This is a genomic window from Mycobacterium sp. 852002-51613_SCH5001154, assembly GCF_001667425.1.
Taxonomy (GTDB): domain Bacteria; phylum Actinomycetota; class Actinomycetes; order Mycobacteriales; family Mycobacteriaceae; genus Mycobacterium.
Window position 1 is genome coordinate 12,103 of sequence record NZ_LZII01000068.1, and the last position, 22,878, is coordinate 34,980.

22 protein-coding genes and 1 tRNA gene are annotated in these 22,878 nt (G+C 67.6%); 19 read left to right on the plus strand and 4 right to left on the minus strand.

Annotation, left to right across the window (positions count from 1 at the left end; all coding sequences use genetic code 11):
* Position 1 precedes the first annotated feature (1 nt).
* From A5750_RS18460 to xerD, 10 genes are all read left to right on the plus strand, one after another.
* The gene (locus A5750_RS18460) at positions 2 to 1,012 is read left to right on the plus strand and encodes an HAD-IIA family hydrolase (protein WP_066946205.1); all 1,011 of its coding nucleotides are present in this window, start codon (positions 2 to 4) and stop codon (positions 1,010 to 1,012) included.
* Positions 1,013 to 1,035: 23 nt separating this feature from the next.
* Positions 1,036 to 1,218 carry a hypothetical protein gene (locus A5750_RS18465; RefSeq protein ID WP_066946202.1) on the plus strand — a complete coding sequence of 61 codons (183 nt, stop codon included), beginning with the start codon at positions 1,036 to 1,038 and terminating at the stop codon, positions 1,216 to 1,218.
* Between the two features lie 8 nt (positions 1,219 to 1,226).
* On the plus strand, positions 1,227 to 2,030 hold the full coding sequence (locus A5750_RS18470; RefSeq protein WP_067264790.1) for a TlyA family RNA methyltransferase: 804 nt from the start codon (positions 1,227 to 1,229) through the stop codon (positions 2,028 to 2,030).
* Complete coding sequence (locus tag A5750_RS18475; protein WP_066946196.1) at positions 2,027 to 2,950, plus strand: NAD kinase; 924 nt, start codon at positions 2,027 to 2,029, stop codon at positions 2,948 to 2,950. The genes A5750_RS18470 and A5750_RS18475 overlap by 4 nt, the downstream gene beginning before the upstream one ends.
* Positions 2,951 to 4,762, plus strand: a complete 1,812-nt coding sequence (gene recN / locus A5750_RS18480) for a DNA repair protein RecN (protein ID WP_067264794.1) — start codon at positions 2,951 to 2,953, stop codon at positions 4,760 to 4,762.
* Between the two features lie 59 nt (positions 4,763 to 4,821).
* Complete coding sequence (gene steA, locus A5750_RS18485) at positions 4,822 to 6,003, plus strand: putative cytokinetic ring protein SteA (protein ID WP_066946190.1); 1,182 nt, start codon at positions 4,822 to 4,824, stop codon at positions 6,001 to 6,003.
* Positions 6,004 to 6,012: 9 nt separating this feature from the next.
* Positions 6,013 to 6,957, plus strand: coding sequence for a copper transporter (locus A5750_RS18490; protein ID WP_066946186.1), 945 nt, complete (start codon positions 6,013 to 6,015; stop codon positions 6,955 to 6,957).
* A 121-nt stretch (positions 6,958 to 7,078) separates the two neighbouring features.
* Positions 7,079 to 8,830 carry a CTP synthase gene (locus A5750_RS18495; RefSeq protein WP_066946183.1) on the plus strand — a complete coding sequence of 584 codons (1,752 nt, stop codon included), beginning with the start codon at positions 7,079 to 7,081 and terminating at the stop codon, positions 8,828 to 8,830.
* Complete coding sequence (locus A5750_RS18500; RefSeq protein WP_066946180.1) at positions 8,823 to 9,446, plus strand: NUDIX hydrolase; 624 nt, start codon at positions 8,823 to 8,825, stop codon at positions 9,444 to 9,446. The genes A5750_RS18495 and A5750_RS18500 overlap by 8 nt, the downstream gene beginning before the upstream one ends.
* Positions 9,443 to 10,384, plus strand: coding sequence for a site-specific tyrosine recombinase XerD (gene xerD, locus A5750_RS18505; protein ID WP_066946177.1), 942 nt, complete (start codon positions 9,443 to 9,445; stop codon positions 10,382 to 10,384). The genes A5750_RS18500 and xerD overlap by 4 nt, the downstream gene beginning before the upstream one ends.
* A 48-nt stretch (positions 10,385 to 10,432) precedes the next feature.
* Here the strand turns inward: xerD and A5750_RS18510 are convergent, their stop codons facing one another.
* The gene (locus A5750_RS18510) at positions 10,433 to 11,185 is read right to left on the minus strand and encodes an O-methyltransferase (protein WP_066946174.1); all 753 of its coding nucleotides are present in this window, start codon (positions 11,183 to 11,185) and stop codon (positions 10,433 to 10,435) included.
* 325 nt (positions 11,186 to 11,510) lie between these two features.
* On the opposite strand from A5750_RS18510, the gene A5750_RS18515 reads away from it, so the two are divergent.
* The 7 genes from A5750_RS18515 (at position 11,511) to A5750_RS18545 (ending at position 16,974) form a co-directional block, all read left to right on the plus strand.
* Complete coding sequence (locus A5750_RS18515) at positions 11,511 to 12,374, plus strand: ParA family protein (RefSeq protein WP_066946171.1); 864 nt, start codon at positions 11,511 to 11,513, stop codon at positions 12,372 to 12,374.
* A complete protein-coding gene (locus A5750_RS18520; RefSeq protein WP_066946168.1) occupies positions 12,371 to 13,186 on the plus strand; it encodes a segregation/condensation protein A in 816 nt (271 codons plus the stop codon). Before A5750_RS18515 ends, A5750_RS18520 begins: the two co-directional genes overlap by 4 nt.
* Positions 13,187 to 13,882, plus strand: coding sequence for an SMC-Scp complex subunit ScpB (scpB, locus tag A5750_RS18525; protein ID WP_066946165.1), 696 nt, complete (start codon positions 13,187 to 13,189; stop codon positions 13,880 to 13,882).
* Complete coding sequence (locus A5750_RS18530) at positions 13,882 to 14,625, plus strand: pseudouridine synthase (RefSeq protein WP_067264797.1); 744 nt, start codon at positions 13,882 to 13,884, stop codon at positions 14,623 to 14,625. Before scpB ends, A5750_RS18530 begins: the two co-directional genes overlap by 1 nt.
* Complete coding sequence (gene cmk, locus A5750_RS18535) at positions 14,622 to 15,305, plus strand: (d)CMP kinase (RefSeq protein WP_231989247.1); 684 nt, start codon at positions 14,622 to 14,624, stop codon at positions 15,303 to 15,305. The genes A5750_RS18530 and cmk overlap by 4 nt, the downstream gene beginning before the upstream one ends.
* Positions 15,302 to 16,702 carry a ribosome biogenesis GTPase Der gene (der, locus tag A5750_RS18540; protein ID WP_066946159.1) on the plus strand — a complete coding sequence of 467 codons (1,401 nt, stop codon included), beginning with the start codon at positions 15,302 to 15,304 and terminating at the stop codon, positions 16,700 to 16,702. Before cmk ends, der begins: the two co-directional genes overlap by 4 nt.
* 198 nt (positions 16,703 to 16,900) lie before the next feature.
* Positions 16,901 to 16,974: transfer RNA gene (locus A5750_RS18545), tRNA-Pro, on the plus strand.
* A gap of 230 nt (positions 16,975 to 17,204) precedes the next feature.
* Here A5750_RS18545 and A5750_RS18550 read toward each other — a convergent pair.
* The 3 genes from A5750_RS18550 to A5750_RS18560 all read right to left on the minus strand — a co-directional run bounded on the left by A5750_RS18550 (position 17,205) and on the right by A5750_RS18560 (position 20,034).
* Positions 17,205 to 18,026 carry an SDR family oxidoreductase gene (locus A5750_RS18550; RefSeq protein ID WP_067264799.1) on the minus strand — a complete coding sequence of 274 codons (822 nt, stop codon included), beginning with the start codon at positions 18,024 to 18,026 and terminating at the stop codon, positions 17,205 to 17,207.
* A gap of 87 nt (positions 18,027 to 18,113) precedes the next feature.
* The gene (locus A5750_RS18555; protein ID WP_067264803.1) at positions 18,114 to 18,788 is read right to left on the minus strand and encodes a TetR/AcrR family transcriptional regulator; all 675 of its coding nucleotides are present in this window, start codon (positions 18,786 to 18,788) and stop codon (positions 18,114 to 18,116) included.
* Positions 18,781 to 20,034: a cytochrome P450 gene (locus A5750_RS18560; protein ID WP_067264806.1), complete on the minus strand. Its 1,254-nt coding sequence runs from the start codon at positions 20,032 to 20,034 to the stop codon at positions 18,781 to 18,783. Before A5750_RS18560 ends, A5750_RS18555 begins: the two co-directional genes overlap by 8 nt.
* Positions 20,035 to 21,454: 1,420 nt before the next feature.
* Here A5750_RS18560 and A5750_RS18565 point away from each other — a divergent pair.
* Positions 21,455 to 21,685, plus strand: coding sequence for a DUF6400 family protein (locus tag A5750_RS18565; protein ID WP_067264811.1), 231 nt, complete (start codon positions 21,455 to 21,457; stop codon positions 21,683 to 21,685).
* 274 nt (positions 21,686 to 21,959) lie between these two features.
* Positions 21,960 to 22,862: an alpha/beta fold hydrolase gene (locus tag A5750_RS18570; RefSeq protein ID WP_066946144.1), complete on the plus strand. Its 903-nt coding sequence runs from the start codon at positions 21,960 to 21,962 to the stop codon at positions 22,860 to 22,862.
* Positions 22,863 to 22,878 lie beyond the last annotated feature (16 nt).

The following is a 22,878-nucleotide window of genomic DNA, read 5'->3' on the forward strand; positions in this document are numbered from 1 at the left end:
GATGACCAGCGTTGCGCGCCAATACGATTGCCTGCTGCTCGACCTGGATGGGACGTTGTTTCGCGGCCGCCGGCCCACCGAGGGTGCCGTGCAGGCGCTGGCCGAGGTGCGCAGCCGCGCGTTCTTCGTCACCAACAACGCGTCTCGCAGCGCCGCCGAGGTCGCGGCGCACCTGACCGAACTCGGCTTCACCGCCACCGCCGACGACGTCGCCACCAGCGCGCAGAGCGCGGCCCGGTTGCTGGCCGACCGGCTGCCTGCGGGGTCACCGGTGCTGATCGTGGGCACCGACGCACTGGCCGACGAGGTCAAGGCGGCCGGGCTGCTACCGGTGCGCCGGTATGACGACGACCCGGTCGCCGTCGTCCAGGGCCTGTCGATGACCATCGGCTGGCCGGACCTCGCCGAGGCCGCGCTCGCCATCCGGTCTGGCGCGCTATGGGTGGCGGCCAACGTCGATCCGACGCTGCCCACTGAGCGCGGCCTGCTGCCCGGGAACGGATCCATGGTCGCCGCGCTGCGCGCGGCCACCGGCGCCGAACCCCAGGTCGCCGGAAAGCCGGCGCCCGGGTTGCTCACCGACGCGGCGGCCCGGGGCGACTTCCGCGCGCCCCTGGTGGTCGGCGACCGGCTGGACACCGACATCGAGGGCGCCAATGCGGCCAAGCTGCCCAGCCTGATGGTGCTCACCGGCGTCAGTACGGCCCGGGACGCCGTGTACGCCGATCCCGTGCACCGGCCCACCTACATCGGCCACGACTTGCGCGCCCTGCACTCCGACGGCGAGCAGCTCGCGGTCGGGCCCCAGCCGGGCTGGCGCATCGACGTCGGCGAGCGGGCGGTCATCGTCAGCAGTGACGGGCCCGACGACGGCGACGGGCTCTCGATCGTGCGGGCGGTCGCCAGCGCGGTCTGGGGTGCGCAGTCGGACGGGCGGCCGATCAGCATCGAGGCCGCCGACGACCGGGCCCGCGCCGCGTTGCAACGCTGGTCTTTGGTGCGCAGCGACTGACGGATGACTAGCGTAAGAGCGCAATGACTACCGATCCTGAACAGATTCGCGCCGAAATCGACGCCCTGCTGGCCCGGCTGCCCGAGCCCGGGGGCCCGGAAAGCCCCGAGGACCCGTCGCTCCCGGAGCTCGAAGAAATAGCCCGCCGCCTCTCCGAGGCGCACGACGTGCTGCTTGCCGCGCTGGAGTCGGCGGAGAAGGGCTGAGTGCGCGCATGTCTCGCCGCGCCCGCGTCGACGCCGAGCTGGTTCGGCGCGGACTCGCGCGATCGCGCCAGCAGGCCGCCGAGTTGATCGGCGCCGGACGGGTCAGCATCGACGGCCTGCCGGCCCGCAAGCCGGGCACGGCCGTCGCCGTCACCGCGGCCCTGACCGTCGCAGACGATGGCGAACGGGGCTGGGTGTCCCGCGGTGCGCACAAGCTGATCGGCGCCCTGGACGCCTTCGGAATTGCGGTGGCGGGCCGCCGCTGCCTGGACGCGGGCGCGTCGACGGGTGGGTTCACCGAGGTCCTATTGGATCGTGGGGCCGCCGAGGTGGTCGCGGTGGACGTCGGATACGGGCAGCTGGCGTGGTCGCTGCGCTGCGACCCGCGGGTCGTCGTCGTCGAGCGAACGAACGCCCGTGACCTGTCCCTCGAGGCGATCGGCGGGCCCGTCGACCTGATCGTGGCCGACCTGTCGTTCATTTCGCTGGCCACCGTGTTGCCCGCGCTGGCTGGATGTGCTTCCCCCACTGCGGATATCGTTCCCATGGTGAAGCCGCAGTTTGAGGTGGGCCGTGGCCTGGTGGGCGCCGGCGGAGTGGTGCACGACCCCGCCCTGCGTGCCGATGCCGTGCTGGCGGTGGCACGGCGGGCCCCGCAACTGGGCTGGCACCCCGTCGGGGTCACCGCGAGCCCGCTGCCCGGCCCGTCGGGCAATGTCGAATACTTCCTGTGGCTGCGCGGCCAGACGGGATTGGCGGATGACGCGTTCGTGGCAGCGGTGCAGCGAGCAGTGAGTGAGGGGCCGCAATGAACGAGCATCGCACCGTGCTACTGGTGGTCCACACCGGCCGCGAAGAAGCCACCGACACGGCGGCCCGTGTGCAGAAAGTGTTGGGGGACAACGATATCGGTCTTCGCGTTCTGTCCGCCGAGGCGGTCGACCGCGGGTCGCTGCAGGTGGCTCCCGACGACATCCGCGCGATGGGCGTCGAAATTCAGGTGGTCGACGCGGACCCGCAGGCCGCCGAAGGCTGCGAACTGGTGCTGGTGCTCGGTGGGGACGGCACGTTCCTGCGGGCGGCCGAACTGGCCCGCAACGCCGGGATCCCCGTGCTGGGCGTCAACCTGGGCCGCATCGGCTTTCTGGCCGAGGCCGAGGCGGAGGCCATCGACCAGGTGCTGGATCACGTTGTCGCCAAGGACTACCGGGTCGAGAACCGCCTGACGCTGGACGTGATCGTGCGCGCTGGCGGCCGCGAGATCGAGCACGGATGGGCGCTCAACGAAGTCAGCCTGGAGAAGGGCCCGCGACTGGGCGTATTGGGGGTGGTCGTCGAGATCGACGGACGGCCGGTGTCGGCGTTCGGGTGCGACGGGGTGCTGGTGTCGACGCCCACCGGGTCAACCGCCTACGCGTTCTCCGCGGGCGGCCCGGTGTTATGGCCGGACCTCGAGGCAATCCTGGTGGTGCCCAACAACGCTCACGCGCTGTTCGGCCGGCCGATGGTCACCAGCCCCGACGCCACGATCGCGATCGAGATCGAGGCGGACGGTCACGACGCCCTGGTGTTCTGCGACGGCCGCCGCGAAATGCTGATCCCGGCCGGCAGCCGGATTGAGGTAAGGCGTTGCGACACACCGGTGAAATGGGCGCGACTGGACAGCGCGCCGTTCACCGACCGGTTGGTGCGCAAGTTCCGCTTGCCGGTCACCGGGTGGCGTGGAAAGTAGATGCTGACTGAAATCCGGATCGAGTCGCTGGGCGCCATCAGCGCGGCGGTCGGGGAGTTCGACCGGGGCCTGACGGTGCTGACCGGCGAGACCGGCACCGGCAAGACCATGGTGGTGACCGGTTTGCACCTGCTCGGGGGCGCCCGCGCCGACGCGACCCGAGTGCGGTCGGGAGCCGACCGCGCGGTCGTCGAAGGCCGTTTCATCACAACGGATCTCGAGGACGCCGCGGTCGCGCAGCTGGACGAGATGCTGGACGCGTCCGGAGCGGAGCGCGACGAGGACGGCAGCGTGATCGCGCTGCGCTCGGTCAGCCGCGACGGGCCTTCGCGGGCCTATCTCGGCGGTCGCAGCGTGCCCGCCAAGTCGCTGGGCGACTTCACCGCCGAGCTGCTCACCCTGCACGGGCAGAACGATCAGCTGCGGCTGATGCGGCCCGAGGAGCAGCGCGGCGCGCTGGACCGGTTCGCGAAGGCCGGCCCCGTGCTCGAGCGTTACCGCAAACTGCGCGACGCCTGGCTGACCGCGCGGCACGACCTCGTCGACCGCCGGAACCGCATGCGCGAACTCACCCTCGAGTCGGATCGACTCGCTTTCGCGCTCAACGAGATTGACACCGTCGACCCGCAGCCGGGCGAGGACGATGCGCTGGTTGCCGACATCGTGCGGCTCTCCGAACTGGACACGCTGCGCGAGGCCGCGATCACCGCGCACGCGGCGCTCTTCGGGGCGCCCGACGACGCGGAAGCCTCCGGCCACAGCGCCGCCGACAGCCTGGGGCGGGCCCGCACCGCCCTGGAATCGACCGATGACGCGAAGCTGCGTGCGCTGGCCGGGCAGGTCGGCGAGGCGCTCACGGTGGTCGCCGACGCGGCCGGCGAACTCACCGGCTTCCTGGACGAGCTGCCGGTCGACGCCAGCGCGCTGGAAGCCAAGCTGGCCCGGCAGGCCGAACTGCGCACGCTGACGCGCAAGTACGCCGCGGACGTCGACGGGGTGCTCCGCTGGGCCGAGGAGTCACGCCAACGACTGGCCCAGCTCGACGTCTCGGAGGAAGGTCTGACGGCGCTGGCCGCCCGCGTCGACGAGCTCGCGCGTGAGTTAGCCCAAGCCGCAGTCGATCTCAGCGGCATCCGGCGCAAAGCGGCCAAGCGGCTCGCCAAGGAGATCACCGCCGAGCTGTCCGGGCTGGCGATGGCCGACGCGCAATTCACCATCGACGTCAGCAATGATGTGGCCGCCGACAAGGACGACCCGGCCGCGCTCGTGCTGCCGTCGGGTGAGCTGGCCCGGGCCGGCGCCGACGGCGTCGATCAGGTCGAGTTCGGTTTCGCGGCGCACCGCGGGATGGACCAGCTGCCGCTGGCCAAGAGCGCCTCCGGCGGCGAGCTGTCCCGGGTGATGCTGGCGCTGGAAGTGGTGCTGGCCGCTTCGGCCGCGGGCACCACCATGGTGTTCGACGAGGTCGACGCCGCCGACGGCGGCCGGGCCGCGGTGCAGATCGGGCGGCGGTTGGCGCGGCTGGCGCGCACCCATCAGGTCATCGTGGTGACGCATCTGCCGCAGGTCGCGGCGTACGCCGACGTGCACCTGGTCGTGCACAGCGCCGGGCCCAAGGGGACCAGCGTGGTGCGGCGGGTCGCCGGCGACGAGCGGGTCGGCGAACTGGCGCGGATGATGGCCGGGCTGGGCGAGTCAGACAGCGGCCGTGCCCACGCCCGCGAACTTCTCGATGCGGCACAGAAGGATGAGATCGAACCGTCGGGAACACTTAATACAGATGTGACTAATGGGACTCTAGATAACTTCTGAGGCTGGTGTTACGGCGCGCCTCCACGCGTCCTCCTTGCATCACCGACAGAATCGCCCCCATGAAGATGTCAGGCCTGCTAACCCGTAACACCGCCCGGCCGGGCCTTGTCGGCACCGCTCGGGTGGACCGGAACATCGACCGATTGCTGCGCAGGGTCTGCCCCGGCGACATCGTGGTGCTCGACGTCCTCGATTTGGACCGCATCACGGCGGACGCCCTGGTGGAGGCCGATATCGCCGCGGTCGTCAACGCTTCGCCGTCGGTTTCGGGCCGCTATCCCAACATGGGACCTGAGGTGCTGGTCAACAACGGGGTCACCCTGATCGACGAGACCGGGCCGGACATCTTCAAGAAGGTGAAGGACGGCGCCAAGATCCGGCTGCACGAAGGCGGGGTCTACTCCGGCGACCGCAGGCTGGTCCGCGGCACCGAGCGCACCGACCACGACATCGCCGACCTGATGCGGGAGGCCAAGAGCGGCCTGTCCGCCCACCTGGAGGCGTTCGCGGGCAACACAATCGAGTTCATCAAGAGCGAAAGCCCGCTGTTGATCGACGGCATCGGCATTCCCGACATCGACGTCGACCTGCGCCGCCGGCACGTGGTGATCGTCGCCGACGAGCCCAGCGCCGAGGAGGACCTGAAGTCCCTCAAGCCGTTCATCAAGGAGTACCAGCCGGTGCTCTTCGGGGTGGGCAGCGGCGCGGATGTGTTGCGCAAGGCGGGTTATCGCCCCCAGGTCATCGTCGGCGACCCCGACCAGATCAGTACCGACGCCCTCAAGTGCGGCGCCCAGGTCGTCCTGCCCGCCGACGCCGACGGCCACGCGCCCGGCCTGGAGCGCATCCAGGACCTCGGTGTCGGGGCGATGACCTTCCCGGCCGCGGGTTCGGCGATCGACCTGGCCCTGCTGCTGGCCGATCACCACGGCGCCGCGCTGCTCGTGACCGCCGGCCACACCGCCAACATCGAGACGTTCTTCGACCGGACCCGTGCGCACAGCAACCCCTCGACGTTCCTGACCAGGCTTCGGGTGGGGGAGAAGGTGGTGGACGCCAAGGCCGTGGCCACGCTGTACCGCAACCACATCTCGGCGGGCGCCATCGCACTGCTGGCGCTGACGATGCTGATCGCGGTCATCGTCGCGCTGTGGGTGTCCCGCACCGACGGCGTGGTGGTGCACTGGGTCACCGCCTACTGGAACCACTTCTCCCTCTGGGTTCAGCACTTGGTGAGCTAGGGGGAGAAGATGATCTCGCTACGTCAACACGCTTTATCGCTGGCCGCCGTGTTTCTGGCGTTGGCCGTGGGAGTCGTGCTCGGTTCCGGCTTCCTGTCCGACACCCTGCTGTCCAGCCTGCGTGACGAGAAGCGGGACCTGCACACCCAGATCAACGGGCTCAACGACCAGAAGAACGTGCTGAACGAAAAGCTCAGCGCGGCAAACAATTTCGACACCCAGCTGGTCGGCCGGATCGTGCACGACGCGCTCGGCGGCAAGTCGGTCGTGGTGTTCCGCACCCCGGACGCCAAAGACGACGACGTGGCCGCGGTGTCGAAGTTCATCGGCCAGGCCGGCGGCGCGGTGACCGGAACCGTGTCGTTGACGAGCGAGTTCGTCGAGGCCAATTCCGCGGAGAAGCTGCAGACCGTGGTGAACTCGTCGATCCTGCCCGCCGGTCAGCAGCTGAGCACCAAGCTCGTCGACCAGGGCTCGCAGGCCGGCGACCTGATGGGCATCGCGCTACTGATCAATGCCAACCCGGCGGTCCCGCCGGTCGACGAGCCCCAGCGCGACACCGTGCTGGCGGCGCTGCGCGACACGGGTTTCATCACCTATCAGCCGAGCGATCACCTGGGCGCCGCGAATGCCGCGCTGATCGTCACCGGCGGCGCGCTTCCCCAGGACGCCGGTAATCAGGGCGTCAGCGTCGCCCGGTTCGCCGCCGCGCTGGCGCCGCACGGCTCGGGCACGCTGCTGGCCGGGCGGGACGGCTCGGCGACCGGCGGCGCGGCCGTTGCCGTGACGCGCGCCGATGCGGGGATGAACTCGGCGGTCAGCACCGTCGACGACGTCGACGCAGCCCCCGGCCGCATCACCGCGGTGCTGGGCCTGCACGACCTGATGAACGGCGGCCACGCCGGTCAGTACGGCACCGGTCACGGCGCGACATCGATCACGGTGCCTCAGTAGCGGGCGTGTTCGCCGCGACACTTCGGTCGTGGATGTTAGGGTGGGTTTCCGTGGGTCGGCAGGCCCAACTAGTTATTCGCTAGAAAATTCGACGCCCTGCCCGTCTTCACGGAGGCCGCCTGTGCGAAAGCACCCGCAAACCGCCACAAAGCACCTCTTCGTCAGCGGGGGCGTCGCGTCCTCTCTGGGTAAAGGTCTTACCGCTAGCAGCCTCGGTCAGCTACTGACGGCCCGCGGGTTGTACGTGACGATGCAAAAGCTCGATCCGTACCTCAACGTGGACCCGGGCACCATGAACCCGTTTCAGCATGGCGAGGTGTTCGTCACCGAGGACGGCGCCGAGACCGACCTCGATGTCGGCCACTACGAGCGGTTTCTGGATCGCGACCTGTCCGGCTCGGCGAATGTCACGACGGGCCAAGTGTATTCGACGGTCATCGCCAAGGAGCGCCGCGGCGAATACCTCGGTGACACCGTGCAGGTGATCCCGCACATCACCGACGAGATCAAGAGCCGGATCATGGCGATGGCCCAGCCGGACGCCCAGGGCAACCGCCCGGACGTGGTCATCACCGAAATCGGCGGCACCGTCGGCGATATCGAATCGCAGCCGTTCCTGGAGGCGGCGCGCCAGGTCCGCCACGACCTGGGCCGGGAGAACGTGTTCTTCCTGCACGTCTCGCTGGTGCCGTACCTGGCTCCGTCGGGCGAACTCAAGACCAAGCCGACCCAGCACTCGGTGGCTGCGCTGCGCAGCATCGGTATCACCCCGGACGCGCTGATCCTGCGCTGCGACCGGGACGTGCCCGAAGCGCTGAAGAACAAGATCGCGCTGATGTGTGACGTCGACATCGACGGCGTCATCTCCACCCCGGACGCACCGTCGATCTATGACATCCCGAAGCGGCTGCATCGCGAGGAGCTCGACGCGTACGTGGTGCGCCGGCTCAACCTGCCGTTCCGCGACGTCGACTGGACCGAGTGGGACGACCTGCTGCGCAGGGTGCACGAGCCGCACGAGACCGTGCGAATCGCCTTGGTGGGCAAGTACGTTGAACTCTCCGACGCCTACCTGTCGGTCACCGAGGCGCTGCGCGCCGGCGGGTTCAAGCACCACGCCAAGGTGGAGATGCAATGGGTGGCCTCCGACAACTGCGATACCCCGGCGGGCGCCGCGGCGGCGCTGGGCGACGTGCACGGCGTGCTGATCCCGGGCGGCTTCGGCATCCGCGGGATCGAGGGCAAAATCGGCGCCATCCGCTACGCACGGTCGCGTGGACTCCCGGTGCTGGGCCTGTGCCTCGGCCTGCAATGCATCGTGATCGAGGCCGCGCGCACGGCGGGGCTAGACCAGGCCAACTCTGCCGAATTCGACCCCGAGACACCGGATCCCGTCATCTCCACGATGGCCGACCAGGTCGACGCCGTGGCCGGCCAGGCGGATCTGGGTGGCACGATGCGGCTGGGCGCCTATCCCGCCGTCCTGCAGCCGGATTCGATCGTCGCCCAGGCGTACGGCACCACGCAGGTGTCGGAGCGGCACCGGCACCGCTACGAGGTCAACAACTCCTACCGCGACAAGATCGCCGAGAGCGGCCTGCGGTTCTCGGGAACCTCGCCCGACGGGCATCTGGTGGAGTTCGTCGAATACCCGCCCGAGGTGCATCCGTTCATCGTCGGGACCCAGGCCCACCCGGAGCTCAAGAGCCGGCCCACCCGGCCGCACCCGTTGTTCGCCGCGTTCGTCGGGGCGGCCCTCGACTACCAGTCAGGCGAGCTGCTGCCGGTGGAGTTCCCCGAGCACGGCTCGAACGGCAACCAGCAGCGGGACGGCGTCAGCCAGTCGTTACCTGAGCCCGCGACCCGTGGCTGAACACGATTTCGAGACGGCGTCGTCGAAAACGCTGTACACGGGAAAGATTTTCGCGCTACGCAGTGACCAGGTCCGGATGCCGGGCGGTACCACCGCGATTCGTGAAGTCGTCGAGCACTACGGGGCCGTCGCCATCGTGGCGTTGAACGAGGACGACGACATCGCGATGGTCTACCAATACCGCCACGCGTTCGGCCGGCGATTGTGGGAGCTTCCGGCCGGGTTGCTGGATGTGGTGGGGGAGCCGCCGCAGCAGACGGCGGTCCGTGAACTCCAGGAGGAGGTCGGGCTGCGGGCCGGCACGTGGCAGGTGCTGGTCGACCTGAATTCCGCACCGGGCTTCAGCGACGAATCGGTGCGCGTGTATCTGGCCACCGAGCTGACCGAAGTGGCGCGGCCGGAAGCGCATCACGAGGAAGCCGACATGACGATGCGCTGGGTGCCCGTCGGCGAGGCGGTCCGCCAGGTGTTCAGCGGTGAGATCGTGAATTCCATTGCGATTGCCGGGATTTTGGCCGCCCACGTGGTAACCGAGGGTGTCGCCGAACCACGGCCGGTGGACAGCCCGTGGACCGACAAGCCCACGGCGTTCGTCGCGCGGAAGGCCACGCAATGACAACGGTGGCCCTGGACACCCAAGTCCAGGGTTACCTCGACCACCTCACGATCGAACGGGGCGTCGCGGCGAACACCCTCAGCTCCTACCGTCGCGACCTGCGCCGCTACACCAAGCATCTGTCGGATCGCGGAATTCACGACATCGCCAAGGTGGGCGAGGACGACGTGAGCGACTTCCTGGTGGCGTTGCGTCGCGGCGACCCCGACTCGGGCAGCCCGGCGCTGTCCGCGGTGTCGGCGGCGCGGGCCCTGATCGCGGTGCGCGGCCTACACCGGTTCGCCGCGGCGGAAGGCCTGGCCGAGCTGGACGTCGCGCGCGCGGTCCGCCCGCCCACCCCGGGCCGTCGGCTCCCCAAGAGCCTGACCATCGACCAGGTGCTGGCGCTGCTGGACGGTGCGGGCGGCGACAGCGCTTCCGACGGCCCGCTCACGCTGCGCAACCGGACGCTGCTGGAACTCCTGTATTCGACCGGCGCGCGCATCTCCGAGGCCGTCGGCCTCGACGTCGACGACATCGACACCCGGGCCAGGTCGGTGCTGCTGCGCGGCAAGGGCGGCAAGCAGCGGCTGGTGCCGATCGGGCGGCCCGCCGTGCACGCGCTGGACGCCTATCTGGTGCGCGGCCGGCCGGACCTGGCCCGTCGCGGCCGCGGCATACCGGCCATCTTCCTCAATGTGCGCGGCGGGCGGCTGTCGCGGCAAAGCGCCTGGCAGGTCCTGCAGGACGCCGCCGAGCGCGCCGGGATCAAGTCGGGCGTGTCCCCGCACATGCTGCGGCACTCGTTCGCGACCCACCTGCTCGAGGGCGGCGCCGACGTGCGCGTCGTGCAGGAGTTGCTGGGACACGCCTCGGTGACGACGACGCAGATCTACACGATGGTCACCGTGCACGCGCTGCGCGAGGTGTGGGCGGAAGCGCATCCGCGAGCGCGGTAATCGGGATGCCCGCCGATCGCATTCGTGTGCCCGTGAAGCCGGGCCGACCTAACCCAGGTACTCGGACTCCAGCACCAGGTCGGACACCAGCGACTGGTATTCCAGGTGCGCCTTGTGCTCGACGGTGTTCCATTGCTTGCCCTGCTGCTGGCGCATGTACTCGCGGTACTTCGGCGCGCCCGGCACCCGGACATTGTCGGCGACCACGATCGCACCCGGGCGCAGCCACCCCCGCGCCATGATGCTGTGCAGGTCGTCCAGGTAGGCGTCCTTGTCGTGGTCGAGGAAGGCGAAGTCGAGGGCGCTCGACGCGAACCCGTGCTCGCTGGCCAGCGCGTCCAGGGTGCGCCCGCCGTCACCGATGGTGCCGACGACACACGTCACCCGGTCGGCGACGCCGGCGTGGGCCCAGATGCGCCGGGCGTTGGCGGCGTTGGCCTCGGCGAGTTCGACGGAGTACACCGTCGCGTTCGGGGCGGCGCGGGCGATGCGCAGCGCGCCGTATCCGACGTAGGTGCCCAATTCCAGCGCCACCGCCGGGTCGGCGCGGCGCACCGCGGCGTCGAGGAGTTGGCCCTTCTCGTCGCCGACGTTGATCAGCATCGACTTCTCGTAGGCGAACTTGTCGATGGTGGCCAGCACGTCGTCGATGTCGCCGGCCTTGGCGTTGCGCAGGACGTAGTCCACCGCGGCGGCCTCGCGTCCGTCGCCGATCTGGCCCGTCGTGGTGATGTTGCGCGCGCCCGTCGCCATCCGCCAGACCGACCATCGCAGCAGAGGGATTCGTCGCTTGAGGTCCATGAAGCCACAGTAGTGCGGAAGGCCGCCGGGTAACGGGCGCCCAGATTGCCGTCAAGGTCGTCGCGGCACCGGAATCACAACCCGCACGATGATCTCGGCGCCACTCCCACCGCCGCGCGATATCGCCCGCGATATCAAGTTGGAAATCCGCCCACCACCGCCCCAGTGGTGCTGGTGTGACTGCTGTTAACGATTACCGTCGCCAGGCGCACTACCAGCGCAAATCCGGTGAGATTCGCTGGTGAAACGCCCTGCGGGTCGCCCGGCTGCGGCGCTCGAACCCGTTAGACTTTCGATCGATGTTCACCTCCCGAACACCCCCGCCATGACTGAGCAGCCGGACAGCGGCGTCGAGCTCGGTCTGACCGGGCGGCCGCCGCGGGCGATCCCGGAACCGCAGCCGCGCACCACGCACGGCCCGGCCAAAGTCGTCGCGATGTGCAACCAGAAGGGTGGCGTCGGGAAGACCACGTCGACGATCAATCTGGGCGCCGCGCTCGCCGAATACGGCCGGCGGGTGCTGCTGGTGGACATGGACCCGCAGGGTGCGCTGTCCGCCGGGCTCGGCGTGCCGCACTACGAGCTGGAGAAGACCATCCACAACGTCCTGGTCGAGCCGCGCGTGTCGCTCGACGACGTGCTGATGCAAACCCGGATCAGGTATTTGGACCTGGTGCCCAGCAACATCGACCTGTCCGCCGCCGAGATCCAGCTGGTCAACGAGGTGGGCCGCGAGCAGACGCTGGGCCGGGCGCTGCATCCGGTGCTGGACCGCTACGACTACGTCCTGATCGACTGCCAGCCGTCGCTGGGGTTGCTGACGGTGAACGGTCTGGCCTGCTCGGACGGCGTGGTGATCCCCACCGAATGCGAGTTCTTCTCACTGCGCGGCCTGGCGCTGCTGACGGACACCGTCGACAAGGTGCGCGACCGGCTCAACCCCAAGCTGGAAATCAGCGGGATCCTGCTGACCCGGTATGACCCGCGCACCGTCAACTCGCGTGAGGTGATGGCCCGGGTGGTGGAGCGGTTCGGCGACCTGGTGTTCGACACCGTCATCACCCGGACGGTCCGATTTCCGGAGACCAGCGTGGCTGGCGAGCCGATCACGACCTGGGCCCCGCGCTCGACGGGTGCCGTCGCCTACCGCGCCCTGGCCCGCGAGTTCATCGACCGATTCGGCGCGTGACGGCCAGCGCGAACGGTGAGGCGCCACCCAAGAACGGTTTTCAAGTCCGCCTGACCAACTTCGAGGGGCCGTTCGATCTGCTGCTGCAGCTGATCTTCGCCCACCGGCTCGACGTCACCGAGGTGGCGCTGCATCAGGTCACCGACGACTTCATCGCCTACACCCGCGCGATCGGCTCCCAGCTCGACCTGGAGGAGACGACCGCGTTCCTGGTGGTCGCCGCGACCCTGCTCGACCTCAAGGCCGCCCGGCTGCTGCCGGCCGGCCAGATCGACGACGAAGAGGACCTGGCGCTGCTGGAGGTGCGCGACCTGCTGTTCGCCCGGCTGCTGCAGTACCGCGCGTTCAAGCACGTCGCGGAGATGTTCGCCGAGCTGGAGGCCACGGCGCTGCGCAGCTACCCGCGCGCGGTGGCGCTGGAGGACCGGTTCACCGAGCTGCTGCCCGAGGTGATGCTGGGCGTCGACGCCGAACGGTTCGCCCAGATCGCCGCGATCGCGTTCAGCCCGCGCCCCGTTCCCACTGTGGCCGTCGGGCACCTGCACGAGGTGGCGGTCTCGGTGCCCGAGCAGGCCAAGAAGTTGCTGGCGATCCTGGAGTCTCGCGGCAGCGGCCACTGGGCGACGTTTTCCGAGCTGGTCGCCGACTGCGAGGCGCCGATGGAGGTCGTCGGGCGCTTCCTGGCGCTGCTCGAGTTGTATCGGAGCCGGACGGTAGCATTCGACCAGTCGGAGCCCCTTGGCGTGCTCCAGATTTCTTGGACCGGGGAACGTCCGGCCAGCGAAGCCTTGGTAGAAGTGCGGGACGAATAGATGACTGAGTACGAGCCCGACGTCGATCTCGACGCGGGTATCCCGGAGATCGCCGAGGCGGCGCCGATGGACGCCGAGGAACTCGGCTCCGTGCTGGAGGCGCTGCTCCTGGTGGTCGACACTCCGGTCAGCGCCGAGGCACTGGGTTCGGCCACGCAGCAACCCGTCTACCGGGTCGCCGCGCGGCTGCAACAGATGGCCGACGAACTCACCGAACGCGGCAGCGGCATCGATTTGCGCCAAACCGGCGAGGGCTGGCGGATGTACACCCGCTCCCGGTTCGCGCCATACGTGGAGAAGCTGCTGCTGGACGGCGCGCGGTCCAAGCTCACCCGGGCCGCGCTGGAAACCCTGGCCGTGGTGGCCTACCGCCAGCCGGTGACCCGGGCGCGCGTCAGCGCGGTCCGCGGAGTCAACGTGGACGCCGTCATGCGCACGCTGTTGGCGCGCGGCCTGATCACCGAGGCCGGGGTCGACGACGACACCGGCGCGGTGACGTTCGCGACCACCGACCTGTTCCTGGAGCGGTTGGGGTTGACGTCGCTCGCCGACCTTCCCGACATCGCCCCGCTGCTGCCCGACGTCGACACGATCGAAGACCTGAGCGAATCCCTGGACAGTGAGCCGCGTTTCATCAAGCTGTCGGGCGGTCAGGCGCCCGAGCAGGCGCTGACGTTCGACGTGGACCACGATTGATGGTCGAGACTGAGGGGATCCGCCTGCAAAAGGTGTTGTCCCAAGCCGGAATTGCGTCGCGCCGGGCCGCCGAGAAGTTGATCATCGACGGCCGTGTCGAGGTCGACGGGCAGGTGGTGACCGAATTGGGCACCCGGGTGGACCCCGACACCTCGGTGATCCGCGTTGACGGCGCGAGGGTGGTTCTCGACGAGTCGCTGGTGTACCTGGCGCTGAACAAGCCGCGGGGCATGCATTCCACCATGTCCGACGACCGCGGCCGGCCGTGCATCGGCGACCTGGTGGAGCGCAAGGTGCGCGGCAACAAGAACCTCTTTCACGTCGGGCGGTTGGACGCCGACACCGAGGGGCTGATCCTGCTGACCAACGACGGCGAGCTGGCGCACCGGCTGATGCATCCCTCCCACGAGGTGCCCAGGACGTACCTGGCCACGGTGACCGGGTCGGTGCCGCGGGGGCTGGGCAAAAGGCTGAAGGCGGGAATCGAACTGGACGACGGCCCCGTGCGCGTCGACGAATTCGCGGTGGTGGACGCCATTCCGGGCAAGACGCTGGTGCGCGTGGTGTTGCACGAGGGGCGGAATCGGATCGTGCGCCGGCTGCTGGCCGCGGTCGGCTTCCCGGTCGAAGCGCTGGTGCGCACCGACATCGGACCGGTGTCGCTGGGCAAGCAGCGGCCGGGCAGCTTCCGGGCGCTGAACCAGGGCGAGGTCGGCCAACTGTACAAGGCGGTCGGCCTGTGAATCCTGTGGTGGTGGCCATCGATGGGCCCGCCGGAACCGGAAAATCCTCGGTGTCAAGGGGATTGGCGCGCGCGCTGGGCGCCCGCTACCTGGACACCGGGGCGATGTACCGGATGGTGACCCTGGCGGTACTGCGCGCCGGCATCGACCCGGCGGATGCCGAAGCCGTCGGCCGCATCGGGTCGACGGCACAGCTGTCGGTGGACTACCACCCCGAGGGTGACCGATACTTCCTTGCGGGAGAGGATGTTTCGGTTGAGATCCGCGGCGACGAGGTTACCCGGGCGGTGTCGGCGGTGTCGTCCGTCCCCGCCGTGCGCGCCCGCCTCGTCGGGCTGCAGCGCGAAATGGCCGCGGGCTCGGGCAGCGTCGTCGTCGAGGGGCGAGACATCGGAACCGTCGTCCTGCCAGACGCCCCCGTGAAGATCTTTCTGACCGCGTCGGCCGAAACCCGCGCGCGGCGCCGCAACGATCAGAACGTCGCGGCCGGGCTGACCGGCGACTACGACGCGGTGCTGGCCGACGTCCGGCGGCGCGACCATCTGGATTCCACCCGGGCGGTGTCGCCGCTGCGCGCCGCGCCCGACGCGGTGGTGGTCGACACCAGCGAGATGACGGAAGCGCAGGTCATCGACCACCTGCTGGAGTTGGTCGAGCAGCGAAGCGGAGCGGTGCGGTGACTTCTGACGGTACCTGGGCCGACGAAAGCGATTGGGAATCAGTCGAATTCGGGCTCGAAGAGCTGGCCGAAGCCGGGCCCGCGCCCGTCGTGGCGGTGGTCGGACGGCCCAACGTCGGCAAGTCGACGTTGGTCAACCGGATCCTGGGCCGGCGCGAGGCGGTGGTGCAGGACATTCCCGGGGTGACCCGCGACCGGGTGTCCTACGACGCGCTCTGGACCGGCCGCCGTTTCGTCGTGCAGGACACCGGAGGGTGGGAGCCTGACGCCAAGGGCCTGCAGCAGTTGGTGGCCGAGCAGGCATCGGTGGCCATGCGCACCGCCGATGCGGTCATCCTGGTGGTCGACGCCACGGTCGGCGCGACCGCCGCCGACGAGGCCGCGGCCCGCATCCTGTTGCGCTCGGGCAAGCCAGTGTTCCTGGCCGCCAACAAGGTTGACAGTGAGAAGGGTGAAGCCGACGCGGCGGCGTTGTGGTCGCTGGGGCTCGGCGAGCCGCATGCCGTCAGCGCGATCCACGGTCGCGGCGTCGCCGACCTGCTCGACCAGGTGCTGGCGGCGCTGCCGGAGGTGTCCGAGGCGACGCCCGCACCGGGCGGGCCTCGACGCGTCGCGCTGGTCGGCAAGCCCAATGTGGGGAAGAGCTCGCTGCTGAACAAGCTGGCCGGGGACGAGCGTTCGGTGGTGCACGACGTCGCCGGGACGACCGTGGACCCGGTGGACTCGCTGATCGAATTGGGCGGCAAGGTATGGCGATTCGTCGACACCGCGGGTCTGCGACGCAAGGTCGGCCAGGCCAGCGGGCACGAGTTCTACGCCTCGGTGCGCACCCACTCGGCGATCGACTCCGCCGAGGTGGTGGTCGTGCTCATCGATGCCTCGCAGCCCCTCACCGAGCAGGATCAGCGCGTGCTGTCCATGGTCATCGAGGCCGGCCGGGCACTGGTGCTGGCCTTCAACAAGTGGGATCTGGTGGACGAGGACCGGCGCGAATTGCTGGAGCGCGAGATCGACCGCGAGCTGGTGCAGCTGCGCTGGGCGCAGCGCGTCAACATCTCCGCCAGGACGGGCCGCGCGGTGCAGAAGCTGGTGCCCGCGATGGAGACGGCGTTGGCGTCGTGGGATATGCGCATTCCGACGGGTCCGTTGAATGCGTGGCTCAAGGAGGTGGTGGCTGCGACGCCGCCTCCCGTGCGCGGAGGCAAGCAGCCGCGGATCCTGTTCGCGACACAGGCCACCGCCCGCCCGCCGACGTTCGTGCTGTTCGCGACGGGGTTCTTGGAGGCGGGTTACCGGCGCTTCCTGGAGCGGCGGCTGCGCGAGGCCTTCGGGTTCGAGGGTTCGCCGATCCGGATCAACGTGCGGGTGCGCGAAAAGCGGGGGACCAAGCGGCGCTGAGCGCGTCTCTCCCGGACCAATCGGCGATTCTCGTACTCGATAGCATCGGCGATATCACATTCGCGAATCACCTCGTGGTCGCCGACCCGGATCGTGCGCGCGGCAGTGGTTCTAGGGCCGCGAGCCCGGACCTCATTGCTGGGGTAGCGGGTTCTCTACGGTAGGCTTTCGACCTGCTGCCAGTGATCGAGGCGGCACCGGGCTGTGGCGCAGTTTGGTAGCGCACTTGACTGGGGGTCAAGTGGTCGCAGGTTCAAATCCTGTCAGCCCGACACAGGTCAGAGGCGGTTTCCGAGGTTCGGGAGCCGCCTTTTTTTATGCCGTACCGCCTTTGCATACCGCCTTCAAAGTCCGAGCGCATCGCCGAGTCCCTTCACCGCGGCCCGCGCGGCGTCATCGCTGGTGTGCCCGTACAGATCGCCTGTGATGTTGATCGACGCGTGGCCCAGCAGGTCGGCCGCGGACTTTTAGAACCCGGTGTGCCTAGCCATAAGACAGCAGATCAGGCGGCGGTGGACTGCATCCGACGTTTTTGCTTAAGCATGGCTTTTGCGACGAGCATCGACAACGCGGGCGAGAACCGCTCCAGGTACCAGAATGCCTTCCACCACGTCGGCAACACAATGATCGCGTCTCCCCGCAACACGGCACGAAGGGCGCGCTCGGCGAACCGTTCGGGTTTTGACGTTTCTAGAAAGCGTTCTATCGGTCCTGGTGCCATCCCCCGATGTCTCTCCGTTAGCACCATCGGAGTCGAGACCATGCCAGGACAAAGCACCGAAACCTGCACGCCATGGCGCTCGGCCTCGATGCGCAACGACTTGGAGATCCCGACAACGGCGTGCTTGGTGGCGGCGTAGCTGGCCGGCACTGCGCCGGCGGCGAGACCGCCGATCGAGGCTGTGTTCACGATGTGGCCGGAGTGCTGCCCGATCATGATCGGATAAACCGCCTGGATGCCGTGCACCACACCGCGCAGGTTCACATCGAACACGTCGTTCCAGTCATCGAGCGTGTACGAGTCGACCTCACGGCCGACCAAAATGCCTGCGTTGTTAAACAGGTAGTCGATCCGCCCGGACTGCCCTACCGCCTCGGCGACGGCACGCTCAAACGATGGATAGCTGCGCACATCCAGCTCAATCGCGTGCGCCTTTGTGCCACCCCTGTTGAGGCGTTGCGCCAGATCCTGCGCGGGGCCGATCTGACGATCGGCGATCCAGACCTCGGCGCCCCCATCGACCAACTTGGTCGCCAACGCGGCGCCAATGCCGGACGCCCCGCCGGTAACGAACGCAACATTCCCCGACACGCTCGATGCCATTGATGAAGGATTATCGCTCGCCCTTGCAGGGTAATTGCAAGCCTGTCCGTCAGATAGTGGCACCGTCGGCGGCCTCTCGTCCGAAGTTCACGATTCAACGCACCTGTCCGGCTCGATGTGATCGTCCGATGATGCGTACCGTTCGTGGACCGGCAACGACGTCATCCGTGGATAGAGGATCGCTGGACCGAGCCATCGCGCAACAAAGCGGCGTAGTGCGCTCCCGTCGCGTTGCCGCTGCCCGGGATCGGTCAGGAGGGAATGCACTGTGCGCAAGGTCATTTCGGCAAGCTCATTGAGCGCGGTGGCGTCGAAGCCGTGAAGCTTCCAATCGACATCGAGGCGATCGAAGGCCGACAAGCAGAAAATGATCGCTGTGTCGGAGGTGAGCGAAGTGGCAGCTTCGCCCCCAGGTGGCCGGGTAAGTAGCTTCTCCAACTGTGGATCGCCCGTGAGGTTTTCAACTGCGAACGAGATTATTTCGACGATCGCAGTGACCGGGTCGTTGAGGCCGCTGACGTGGTGTACAACTTGGTCGATGAAACCGTTGACCGCACGCATTGCGCTGGCAATGAGGAGCGCGTCGGCGTTGGGAAAGTACCGGTATACCGTCTGACGAGTGACTCCGAGCCTTCGGGCGACGTCGGCCAGCCGTATCGCCGACCCGTGTTCAGCGATCACGTCGTCCACCGCATCCAGAATGCGGGCGATTGCCTCCTCGTCCGAGGCGGGTGTGACACCCGCCCAGCCGCGACTACGCATCCGCTGCCACAAGCCTTTCGCTATCGAACTCGATCTCAAGTGTCGTGGGGCCGGTCATTCCGAGCAGGGATTTCCACGGCGCAGGAGCGATGCGGTGGGGTGCGGTGAGACGTCGGGTGAGGATTGTGAGTGCTTCCGCCAATTCCCGGCGGGCGAGGTTCGCCCCTAGGCAGTAGTGCGCGCCCCCACCGAAAGTCAGAATCGCGGGCACGTCCTTGCGCGCGATGTCGAACCGATCTGCATTCTGATAAATCGCTGGATCACGGTTGGCCGCAAAGGTGTTCACGACTACCGAGGTCCCCGCCGGGAACCTGTACCCACCAAATTCGGCATCCTCGGTAGCGGCTCGCACCGCGACACACACCGCCGGCGAGTGCCGCATGCTCTCCTCCACCGCCTGCATCGCAAGCTCTGGCTGGTCGCCCAGCTTCGCCCATTGATCCGGATGCTCGCACAGCACCTGCACCGAGGCGGCCAGTTGGTGTCGGGTGGTGTCCGTCCCCGCCATCAAGAAACCAGCCACCAACATGCGCAGTTCATCGAGATCGAGCCGGTCGCCCTCGCTTTCGGCGCGGATAAGCTCAGACAGCAAATCATCAGTCAGATGGCGCCGGCGTGCGGCGACCATGTCATCGACGTAGGCGTCCAGTTCGCTCCACGACCGCATGATCGCGGCTTCATCGAAGTTGGCGTCGGGCTGAATGCTGAAAGCCCTGAAGATTTCATCGGTCCACTGTGCGAAAAGATGCCAGTCTTCCCGAGGCGCACCGATCAGCGCACACATGATCGGGGTGGGATAGGGCCGAGCGATGTCGGTCACGACGTCGCAACGACCGACCTCTACCACTTGATCGATCAGTGCGTTCACCACCTCATGAATCGTGTCTTGTAAAGGTGACGTCGCGCGAGGAGTGAACGCTCTCGACACCAGTTTGCGTAAGCGAGTGTGTGGGGGACCATCAAGACCTAGAAGGCTGCTCATCAGCTTGTTGTACAGCGGGCCTGAGGTGACGCCCTGTGCTGCCAGCGTGAGGCCGGGTGGCAGTCGGAATCTGTCGTCGCGCAGTATATCTCGCGCTAGACCGTAGGACAGTATTTCCGGACCGAGGGGGCCGATGGCGATGGGCGCACACGATTGCGCAGTGCGCACGTCTTCGAGGATGTCCTGCGGAGTGGCGGTGAAGTCGTAGCTGAACGTGGGCAGGCCAGCTTCGAAGACGTTGGGAGCGGCGATACTTATGTTCATCGCGATATCTCACATTCCATTGATGCCCCGACGGGCCGAGCACAGACAAATGTAACCAAAGTGTATGACCATACCTCTGAGCCCGTCAACGCATGACAGTATCCTCGCAGTTACGCATACGTGCTGCCTGCCGTGGTCATACGGATTGTCGTCTGACGTCCGCGTCGGTGCTAGGGGGCAGTTGTTCATCGAGACCCTCGGTGCGCTCCGTCTCGCGCCAGACTGCCCGACGCCCACTTTCGCATCAGTCTTAAAGCGGTCGCGGCGACGTCGAGCGCAGCCGCGTCCCGGCCGGGTCGGCGCAACGAGGGCCGCGGCCGGAGCGCGCCGTGGCGGCACGACGGCGCAGCGATTCAGCTGCCTCCGCCTCGGTGCGGGCATCGAAAGACCAGCGACCAATCGAGCGTCGTCCGACGCGAGTCGCGAACGAACCTCGGCGTGCAGGGCGCCCGTACCGCCATTTGTACCGCCATTCGGTCACTTTGACCGTGAATTTCCGTGCTTGTTCGTAGCTGTGCTTGGAAACGTTAATCCGTTGTGGCACAACGCTTAAGTAATACACCTACGGATACTGTCGTTAAGCCTGGGGGTCAAGTGGTCGCAGGTTCAAATCCTGTCAGTCCGACACAGGTCATAGGCCCTTTTGGTGTCGAGCCCCCAGGGCAGCACCGACGCTATTAAGCGCAGCCCCGTGGACTGACCGGGCTTACGACGGTGGGGGCGGCACTACCGGTTCGCAGGCATTGGGACCTGGGTTCCACCAGTTGCCTGGGCCGCAGTCCGGCGGTGGCGGGGGTGGCACTACCGGTTCGCAGGCATTGGGACCTGGGTTCCACCAGTTGCCTGGGCCGCAGTCCGGCGGTGGCGGGGGTGTGACGGGTTGGCAGGCGTTGGCGCCTGGGTTCCACCAGTTGCCTGGGCCGCAGTCCGGCGGTGGCGGGGGTGTGACGGGTTGGCAGGCGTTGGCTCCCGGGTTCCACCAGTTGCCAGGACCACAATCCGGGGGCTGAGCCGAGCTCATTCCCGGAGACACCGCTGCCATGTAGGTCATGGGCGCTAACGCCACCGCGACGGCGCCCGCCACGCGGCGAACACGAATTCTCATCGAAGGCCCTCCCATCAAAGAATGTGAGACCTCAAGCATTGACCTTGACCCGGAGTTTTAAACTGCCCGGGAAGCATCAGCGCCGCCCTCACCGAGAGCGGGCAAATCTCAGCAAACGACCGTCCGCCGGTGTTCGCTACCGCGGTTTGTCCATTCAGGGAATCTTCCTGAGCCGTGCTCGAACGGGCGATGCCGGCGTATTCCGGTCCCAATGTGACGAATCCCAACTGGTAAGAGTGACGTGCGTCATAGCTTGACCAGCGTTAATTAGTCCATCCTAACCATTCGTTCGGGTATCTAACGGCTGGGAGCGCGATGGCCAACCTTGACTTCGCTTATGACCTGACCCTCGATGAGGCGCGCCGACGCAGCGCAGTTCTCGAAGCGATTGGTGCGGACTGGGATCCTGTCGCCGTGCTTGCCGAGGAACAGCGGGCCTACGACATGCTGTACTCGGACCTGGACGGCGAGCAGCAGCGGGTCTACGACGAGTTGGTCCGCGCCGGCGTCCTGCCCTCACGGACGGTCGATCGTGTTACCGATTGATCCGACGGCCGACCGTAGCCGCCGCGCATGGCTGCCTTGCCCGCGCTGCAATCACCGCGCCAAGTGTGGTGATTGCCGGGACCGGCGAAACTGCAATACGCACTGGCAGTACCTGCTGAGCAACAGGGGGACGCTGGTGCACCTACAGTGCTCGGATTGCGGTCATCTCTGGTCGACCGACACGCATAACCGCGCGCGCGGGCGCACCGCCTGACCACGCGGAGATCACGGCCCGAACCAAGCGATGCACTCGGGCCGAGGGGATGATGAGCCCATGGACGCTGAACTGCAACGCTGGCTGGCGGCCGGGGAGCACTTCGACTACCTCGGCTTCGACATCTTCTACCGCGTCGAGGGCAGCGGGCCGCCGCTGCTGCTGATCCACGGTTATCCATTCAATTCCTTTGACTGGGCGCGGATCTGGCCGGAGCTGTCGCAACGGTTCACCGTCATCGCACCGGACATGATCGGCATGGGGTTCTCCGAAAAGCCGGTGGCCTACGAGTACTCCGTGGGGGACCACGCCGACATGCACGAAGCATTGCTGGCCCACCTGAACATCCGCAACGTGCACATCCTGGCCCACGACATCGGCGATTCGGTGGGCCAGGAGATGTTGGCTCGCCATGAGTTCGGTCAGCAAGCCTATGGCGCCCTGCGCATCGACTCCATCACCTGGCTCAACGGCGGAATGTTCATCGAGGCATACAAGCCCAGAACGGCGCAGAAGCTGATGTCTGGCACCCCGTTGGGTGACGTATTCAGTCACGTGCAGGGCAGCCCGGTGTCCCGCCGGCTGCTGGAGCCCACGCTGCGCGAGATGTTCGGCCCGAACACCAAGCCGACCCGGCACATGATGGATGTGTTCAACCAGATCCTGGACTACAACGATGGCCGCCGGGTGCTGCACAAAGTCGGCCGTTTCATCAACGATCGCTACACGCACCGAAACCGGTGGGTGCGTGCCATGCGGCAGACCGCGGTTCCCATGCGATTGATCGATGGGCCGGTCGACCCCAACTCCGGTGCTCACATGGCGCGCCGCTACGCCGAGGTGATACCCGAACCGAATGTCGTGATGCTCGCCGACGACATCGGGCACTGGCCACAACTCGAGGCCCCCGATGCGGTGTTGACGCACTTCCTCGCCCACATCGACCGCATCGCCGCCGACTGAACGGCTCGTCGTCGGG